This is a genomic window from Shimia sp. (genome assembly GCF_041624275.1).
In the GTDB taxonomy this organism is placed as follows: domain Bacteria; phylum Pseudomonadota; class Alphaproteobacteria; order Rhodobacterales; family Rhodobacteraceae; genus Shimia.
In genome coordinates this window covers 1-6,858 of sequence record NZ_JBFJVE010000167.1, presented here as the reverse complement: position 1 = coordinate 6,858, position 6,858 = coordinate 1, and the positions used below count along the sequence as shown (strand labels likewise).

The window sequence follows — 6,858 nt, the reverse complement described above, 5'->3', positions numbered from 1 at the left end:
TCGTTGAACGATTCTTCTGCAATCTCAAACAGTTCCGCCGTATCGCCACCCGGTTCGAGAAACACGCCGCCAACTTCATGGCTGCCGTCGCACTCGCATCCGCAAGGATCTGGCTACGCGCAATTGAGTCCACGCCCTAGCGCCGGCGCGCCGGTTCAGCGGTAAAGCGAGGCCGAGGAATAGCTGATCGCCGAAATGTCGATCGTCACCGGCACGAACTGGCCGCTGGTGGCGGCGTTCTGCAGAATCGAAAGCGCGGCATTGTTGACCGAGGCGGTCTGGTTCAGCGCATCGGAAATCGCCACATAGCGTGATTCCAGCTTTTTCAGCTCGGCCGGATCCGACAGTTTGGCGATGTCGAATTTCTCGGCCAGAATCTCGAACTGCTTGTCGACGTCAAGGCCCGACATCTCGGACGGCAGACCCAGCGCCACCTGAAAGAACTGGGTCAGGTCGGTGTCTTTCAGCACGTCGTACCAGGTCGAGATTTCGGCCACCGTGTCGCGGAAATGCAGCACCGTGCCGACGGTCTCGTTCTCGGCGTCGTTGGCATTGATGAAGGCGGTCTGGTAATAGCGGTCGACAATGTCCTGAACCCAGGCTTCATCGGTGAAATCGGGCACCTGCGGTCCGGCGCCGGTGGTGAAACCCATGGCCTCGTGCAGCTCGGTGAACCGGGAATCGGTCAGCCGGTTGACCAGCGAGGTGTCATCGTCGGGATCGCTTTCGAGGATCTTGCGCATCATGCCCTTGCCGAAGATCTGATCCTCGAGATCGAAGGCGCGCATCACGAAGCTGTAGACCTCGAAGTCCTGCACCAGTTCCTCGGGCGTGGTGATGGCGCCGATCCGCTCGCGGAACACGCTTTCGGCGCGCGCGTGCACCGGCTCTTTCTGCATGGTTTCAAGCTGACGGTCCTTGGTGGCGTCAATCAGGTTCAGCGCCAGATTGCTGCTCAGACCGGTGATGCTGAGAACCATGCCGCCCCCTATTCCGCCGCCTGGCCCGACATCTTGTCGTCCATCATCTTGTAGAGCGTGGCCTCGTATTCGACGACGGCGCGCAGGGCGCGCATCGCCTTGTAGAAGTTGCCGCAGGAGACATGGTTGGCGGCCTCGAAGATATGGCTGGTGATCTCGTCGTGGAACACCGGGGCAAGCTGCCCCAGCTTCTTCTGCACGATCGGCACCATCTTGTCGCGGATGCGGGCATCAAGCAGCGCCGACTGGATGAAGAAATAGACCTCCTTCACCGGGGTGCGCGCCTCCTTGTCGTCGAGAAGGTCGGATTCGCGCACCACGTCGGCGTGGTTCTCGATGATCAGCAGCTGCCGCCGGTCACTGTTGCGGATGACGCAGCCGTTGACCACGATCCGCTCGTTCGGCTTGAGGGTCAATCTCAGGCCCATGGCTATTCAACCGTCTGGAATGCCCGGCCCTCGAGACCCTGAAAGATGCTTCTGTTGATGTCGATCAGGGGTTTGATGCCGAGGGAGCCGGCCATCACGTGCTGGGTGTGCCTCTCGACCCAGAGGGCGAGGGAAAGCAGGGCCGCTTTCAATTGTGGATCAAAGGCGTTGCCCTGTTCGGCAAGATCCGCCTTGAAGGCCATCCAGACCTGCTGGTTCTTCCACAACGAATGCCGCAGCCCGTCGGCCAGGAGTTCGAGTTTCTCGATCTTGCTCTCGGCCTGATCGAATTTCAGGTAGTCCCGCTCGAGTTCAGCGGTCACCTGCGCCAGGATGCGTCTCTCTATCTGCCGAGGCGATTCCGTCTCGGAGATAGTGCGCTTGTACGCGGCTATGGTCATTCGGTTTCTTCCGTTTTTTTTGTTAGGTATTCTGCCTCACGGAGTAAGGATAGATCAGGGTGGTTAAAGCCGGATTAATCTTTTCGGATTATGGCCAGGCCGGGCGCGCCGATGCGGGGTGGCGGACCCGCGAGCGCGCTTGGCGCGGGGGGCCTGTTTTCCCTCGGTTTTTCAGGGGAGCCGCCGGCAGGGCGGGCTTTCGGGCCATGAAAACAACGCGTTTTCGCCCCTGTCCGGGTCTCGGAACCGATCCGGTCAGGCGGGCATTTGCAACCCTGAGATGCAAGATCTCGCAGGCGTTGCCAAAAGACAACCGTAAGAAAAAAATGCCCCGGACACGAAGAACAGAGGCGCCGGACCCTAGTTGACCGTCGGCACGGCCCGGCTTTCGGCGAAGGGCCCGGCCTCGAGGCCGAAACCCTCGGGCGTGACCGGTCGCGCGGTCAGGCGGTGGCTCAGACGGTGATGCGCCGCCGAGACCCTCGGGCGCGATTCCTTCTTCAGCGCCCTCAGCTCGCTTTCCGCCAGATCCACAAGGATGCGCCCCAGGCTGCGCCCCAGATCATGCCCCGAGACCATCGCCGCGCCGCGTCCGTTTCTGGGCTCCAGCACCACCACGGCGCCCGGCTCGATGAACAGGCCAAGCTCCTCGTGCAGCACGTCGCCCAGCGTCGCGCCGGGCAGCAGGTCGTCGCATTCCTTCATCGCCACCGGTTCGAACACCTCGCTGTCCGACACCAGCGCCACCACCGGCACCTTCAGCAGCGCGCCCAGAACCTCGGTCAGCGGCGAGCCTTCCCCGGCCGGCCGCAGCTCGAGCATCTGCCCCCAGATCTGCGCCAGAATGCTTTCGGTTTTCATCGGATGACATCCCGTGTTCTTGTTCTTATCCCCGCCTTTACACTAGCCGTCCGGCCGCGCCAGAAGAACTGCCGAATTGTTAACCCCCGCAGGCCGGAATACCGGCGATTTCCGACCCGCCGCCGGGCCGCGCCATGATGCCTGATTTTCAGGCATCTGCCACCCTTGGATCATAATCTTGTTTTCATTGAATAAATGGCCTCTTTTCCAGAGGTATTTCCACAGGCTCGGGGGCCGGGTTTCGCGCCACACTTCAAGCGCGGCGAAACCTCATATATCTTGTGTCTTCACATATATCTTGTTGACGCATATTTTTTGACCACAAGGGGTAGTTGGCCGACCTGCCGGTCCTTCCGGGGCGGCTCGATGCCCCCCGGTGCCCCCCGGTGCCCCCCGGTGACACGCGGATGGCCCGGAGCCCGGGGTCAGCGCCCCTGCCCGACCAGCCCTTCTTCACATATGGTCAGCCGGTAGCCGGCCGAGCGCACCGTCTTGACCTCGATCCGCGAGCCGAAGGCGGCATGGAACTTCTTGCGGATCTTGGCCACGTGGACATCGAATTTCCGGTCGCCGTATTTCCATGGCCGCCGGTCGATCATCAGGCTGAGGTCGTCGCGGCTGACGATCTCGCTGTCATGGCGGATCAGCACCCGCGCGATCTGCGCTTCGGCGGTGGTCAGCCGGGCCTGATTGGCGACGAAGGCCTCGGCGTCCCAGGTCACCTTTTCCTCGTCCAGCCCCGCGACCTCGGGCGGGCGCCCGAGGCGCAGCTGCACCCGGTAGGCCATTTCGCGCAGGGCAAAGGGCGGGCGCACCACATCGCAGGCGCCGGCGCGAAAGGCCGCAACCCCGAACGCCCCGTCGCAGTCGTGATCCAGCGCAAGGATCTGCGGCGGCGCCGGCATGCGGCTGACCTCGGCGATCAACGCCAGGCTGCGGCTGGCGCCGCCGCTGACGATTAACACCGCCGGGGCCCCGATCTGCGCAATCATGCCGGGTATTTCGGTGAAATCGGCGCTTGTCTTTACCTCGTAATCGAAGACCACGGAAAAGAGATAGCCCAGAGACATGCGAATTTCTGCATCTTCCACGGCCAGGAGGATAACGATGGGGTTCGCAGTTTTATCCAATGTTTCCAAAGATTTCAGCCCCTTTACAGTGCCACGGATCATCATCGGATTCGAGTAGCCCCCACCCAATGACAATTCGTGGCGTCACAGTCAAATGTTTTGGCGTCACGAATTCCTGCAACCACAGGCTTTGCGGTTGGAGCATCATACACGTTTTGACGGATTTTCCAAAATGCTGCGCATTGCCGGCGATCTGGGCACAATTCTCGGCCAGAAGAGCGGGTTTTCCATGCCTGTTCGGCAGTTAAAGTAGAATTTACAGAATAGACAAATTGTTACTTGGATGAATTCTTTGACCTAAATTTAACCTTGCCCGTAATATCAGTGAATGCAGGGGCCGCAGAAGCGCCCGTGTACAACCGCGAACGGAGACGCGAGATGACAGCTTTGAAACCAGCCCGCCTGTCGCACCGAGACGCGATAGACGCCGTTGCCCGGGTCAAAGCTTTGCTGCCGCTGGTCGAGGATGACATCTTCCTGCGGGAAGTGCTGTCCAACGCGCAGGACGTGGTCGATGCCGCCGCTCTGGAAGAGCGCATCGACCTCACCTGTCGCCTGCCGCAGATGCAGCCGATTTCGGGCTCGGTTCCGACGCACCACGCCACCGGCGAAGAATCGTCCTGGTATGCCGCAAGAAAACGCCGACTGAGACGGCATTGAATTTGACCCTTCGGAACAAATCCATGTCGAAAGGAGAGCAAGCGGAAGAACACAACGCCCCGGCCACCAAGGACTAGATCCGGCCGGTCTTTGCCCGGCAGGCGCAGGCCTGTTTCCGGCAGGGAGTCCAGGCGGCGCCCGGCAAGGCGCCCATGGCGCGCAAGGTGCGTGTTCAACGATTGAGAGAGTACCATGTCCGACACCGAAACCCGTGATACCCGGCCCGGCACGGCCCTGCCCCCCGTCAGCGACCTGACGGGCACGGTGGCGACGATCGTCGCCGCCTTTGCCTCGCGCGAGGCGGCCACCGTCGACGAGATCATCGAGCTGGCACAGCGCCTGTCGGGCCTCGACCTCGACTGGACCGCCACCGCCGCCAAGGCGAAACCCGCCACGGCGGCGCAGCCGACCCCGGCCCGCCGCAGCGGCGCGGGCGCCCCGGCGGCCCCGGCCCTGAACCCCGACGAAGCCGTCACCGAAGACGCCGTCTACTGCCTGTGCTGCGGCCGCGGCTTTACCATGCTCAAGCGCCATCTCAAGGCCGAGCACGGGCTGAGCGAGGAACAGTATCGCGCCCGCTTCGGTCTGGCCGAGGATTTCCCGCTGGTCGCGCCCAGCTATTCGGCGCGCAAGGCCGCCTATGCCAAGGAGGTCGGCCTCGGCAAGTACCGCCGCGACGAACCATCGGTCTCGGCCGGCTGAGACCGGCCCCCGGGCCTGCCTGACTATTGCCCTAATTGCGCCTATCTGGCGGCCCAATCCCCTTCCATAACCAACCTCAAGAAAGCGGACACCCGTCGTGCCGCTTGGAATCGGACCGTCATCCGGTAGATGTGAGGCAGGTAAAGATGGCAGCTGGGTCGAATCTCAACATTATCCGCAAGATCGAAGTCGTCGAAGGCCACGGGCACCACGGCGGCGCATGGAAAGTCGCCTATGCCGACTTCATGACCGCGATGATGGCCTTCTTCCTGCTGATGTGGATCCTGTCGTCGTCGGACGAGCAGAAGCTGCGCGGCATCGCCGAATATTTCACCAATGCCACCCTGCCCGGCGGCAGCGGCGTGCTCGACGGTGCCACGCTGGGCCCGCCCGGCACCCTCAACGCCTCGAACGGCGCGGTGGTGGCGCGCGGCTCGGATCTCGGCAAGGTCGACGACCCCTCGCCGGCGAAATGGGAGGTGCGCGACGTCACCCCGACCTCGGACCCGGACGAAAAGGTCCTTGGCTCGAACAAGGGGATTCACGAATACCCCGCCGGTGGCGCCGCCCAGCCGATCTATGACGCCAAGATCACCGACGAGGACGAGACCGCCGAGGCCATGGCCCGCGCCGCCGCCGAAACCGCCGGCGACAAGATCCAGAACGGCAGCGATGCCGAACGGGATGCCGAGCGCGCCAAGGACAACGCCCGCTTTGAGAACCTTCAGGCCGAGATCGTGCAGGCGATGCAGGACAACCCCGACCTGCGCCCGTTGCAGCAGAACGTGGTCTTCGAGAAGACCCCGGAAGGGCTGCGCATCCAGATCATCGACCAGAAGGGCAAGCCGATGTTCTCGAGCGGCAAGTCGGCGATGAACCCGGCCACCGAGAAGCTTCTGGCCGAGGTCGGCAGCTCGCTGTCGAAACTGCCCAACCCGATGGTCATCACCGGCCATACCGACTCGGTGCCCTTCACCAGCCGCCGCGCCTATGACAACTGGGACCTGTCCTCGGACCGCGCCAATGCCACCCGCCGTTTCCTGGTCGAGGCCGGCGTCGACGGCGACCGCCTGGTGCGGGTCTCGGGCATGGCCGACACCGACCCCTATGTGAAGGACGACCCCCGCCACCCGTCGAACCGCCGCATCAGCATCATGCTGCAGTTCGAGCAGCCGATCACCCAGGCACAGGCCAAGCCCGAGCCCGCAGCCGAACCCACCGCGCAGCGCAAACCGGCGCCGGCCAAGGCAGCGGCCAAGCAACGGCCAGCCCCGATCGAGACCGCGCAGATCCTCGAGGAGGCGGTGTTCGAAAACCTTCGCAGCGCACTGCGCTAACAGGCAGGCCAGATCAAAACGCGGACGGCGCAGGTGGGATCACCTGCGCCGTCAGACGTTGGCTGGGCGCCGGATAGTGGGCGGCTCACTCCTCCGGGCGCAGGTTCTCCGACAGCTGATAGCGCCCCCAGTCGATGCCCTGATCGCCGGGCGCCGTGGCGCGGGGCTCGCCGCTGCCGAAAAGCACCTGCAAGCCCAGAAGGGCGATCGCGGCGATGGCGATGGCCGCCACCATGGCGCCCTGGGCCGAGACCGGCAGCCGGTGCAGCAGCCCGGCCGGCGGCGCGGCGGGCGCCGGGTCCATTGCGGGCACGGCACCGGCAACGGCGGCGGAGGCGGAGGCAGGCTCGGCCGGCGTC

Annotated in this window: 9 protein-coding genes and 1 pseudogene; 4 read left to right on the top strand and 6 right to left on the bottom strand. The window is 63.6% G+C overall.

All coding sequences use genetic code 11. The features are described 5' to 3' along the window. Window positions 1-140 (top strand): annotated as a pseudogene (locus ABZD10_RS12310) (IS5/IS1182 family transposase); the annotation flags it as partial. A 15-nt stretch (window positions 141-155) separates the two neighbouring features. Here the strand turns inward: ABZD10_RS12310 and ABZD10_RS12305 are convergent. From ABZD10_RS12305 to ABZD10_RS12285, 5 genes are all read right to left on the bottom strand, one after another. After that, the gene (locus ABZD10_RS12305) at window positions 156-980 is read right to left on the bottom strand and encodes a DUF1217 domain-containing protein (RefSeq protein WP_372886865.1); all 825 of its coding nucleotides are present in this window, start codon (window positions 978-980) and stop codon (window positions 156-158) included. A gap of 8 nt (window positions 981-988) precedes the next feature. Then, window positions 989-1,408, bottom strand: a complete 420-nt coding sequence (locus ABZD10_RS12300; protein ID WP_372886863.1) for a flagellar biosynthesis repressor FlbT — start codon at window positions 1,406-1,408, stop codon at window positions 989-991. Window positions 1,409-1,410: 2 nt separating this feature from the next. After that, complete coding sequence (locus ABZD10_RS12295) at window positions 1,411-1,809, bottom strand: flagellar biosynthesis regulator FlaF (protein WP_372886861.1); 399 nt, start codon at window positions 1,807-1,809, stop codon at window positions 1,411-1,413. Window positions 1,810-2,169: 360 nt separating this feature from the next. Further along, a complete protein-coding gene (locus tag ABZD10_RS12290; protein ID WP_372886859.1) occupies window positions 2,170-2,670 on the bottom strand; it encodes a hypothetical protein in 501 nt (166 codons plus the stop codon). A gap of 425 nt (window positions 2,671-3,095) precedes the next feature. Then, window positions 3,096-3,740: a winged helix-turn-helix domain-containing protein gene (locus tag ABZD10_RS12285; protein ID WP_372886857.1), complete on the bottom strand. Its 645-nt coding sequence runs from the start codon at window positions 3,738-3,740 to the stop codon at window positions 3,096-3,098. A 438-nt stretch (window positions 3,741-4,178) separates the two neighbouring features. Between ABZD10_RS12285 and ABZD10_RS12280 the strand changes: the two genes are divergently transcribed. The 3 genes from ABZD10_RS12280 to ABZD10_RS12270 all read left to right on the top strand — a co-directional run bounded on the left by ABZD10_RS12280 (window position 4,179) and on the right by ABZD10_RS12270 (window position 6,499). Beyond that, window positions 4,179-4,460: a hypothetical protein gene (locus tag ABZD10_RS12280; protein WP_372886856.1), complete on the top strand. Its 282-nt coding sequence runs from the start codon at window positions 4,179-4,181 to the stop codon at window positions 4,458-4,460. Between the two features lie 192 nt (window positions 4,461-4,652). Continuing rightward, window positions 4,653-5,162, top strand: a complete 510-nt coding sequence (locus ABZD10_RS12275) for a MucR family transcriptional regulator (protein ID WP_372886855.1) — start codon at window positions 4,653-4,655, stop codon at window positions 5,160-5,162. A gap of 146 nt (window positions 5,163-5,308) precedes the next feature. After that, the gene (locus tag ABZD10_RS12270; RefSeq protein ID WP_372886854.1) at window positions 5,309-6,499 is read left to right on the top strand and encodes a flagellar motor protein MotB; all 1,191 of its coding nucleotides are present in this window, start codon (window positions 5,309-5,311) and stop codon (window positions 6,497-6,499) included. Between the two features lie 85 nt (window positions 6,500-6,584). On the opposite strand, the gene ABZD10_RS12265 is transcribed toward ABZD10_RS12270, so the two are convergent. After that, on the bottom strand, window positions 6,585-6,858 hold a 274-nt coding region (locus ABZD10_RS12265; RefSeq protein WP_372886853.1), incomplete at its 5' end, for a hypothetical protein.

Bases quoted from the DNA above. Each gene is read 5' to 3' on its own strand.
- ABZD10_RS12300 (WP_372886863.1), bottom strand. From the start codon at position 1,408: ATGGGCCTGAGATTGACCCTCAAGCCGAACGAGCGGATCGTGGTCAAC.
- ABZD10_RS12305 (WP_372886865.1), bottom strand. From the start codon at position 980: ATGGTTCTCAGCATCACCGGTCTGAGCAGCAATCTGGCGCTGAACCTG.
- ABZD10_RS12295 (WP_372886861.1), bottom strand. From the start codon at position 1,809: ATGACCATAGCCGCGTACAAGCGCACTATCTCCGAGACGGAATCGCCT.
- ABZD10_RS12275 (WP_372886855.1), top strand. From the start codon at position 4,653: ATGTCCGACACCGAAACCCGTGATACCCGGCCCGGCACGGCCCTGCCC.
- ABZD10_RS12290 (WP_372886859.1), bottom strand. From the start codon at position 2,670: ATGAAAACCGAAAGCATTCTGGCGCAGATCTGGGGGCAGATGCTCGAG.
- ABZD10_RS12285 (WP_372886857.1), bottom strand. From the start codon at position 3,740: ATGTCTCTGGGCTATCTCTTTTCCGTGGTCTTCGATTACGAGGTAAAG.
- ABZD10_RS12270 (WP_372886854.1), top strand. From the start codon at position 5,309: ATGGCAGCTGGGTCGAATCTCAACATTATCCGCAAGATCGAAGTCGTC.
- ABZD10_RS12280 (WP_372886856.1), top strand. From the start codon at position 4,179: ATGACAGCTTTGAAACCAGCCCGCCTGTCGCACCGAGACGCGATAGAC.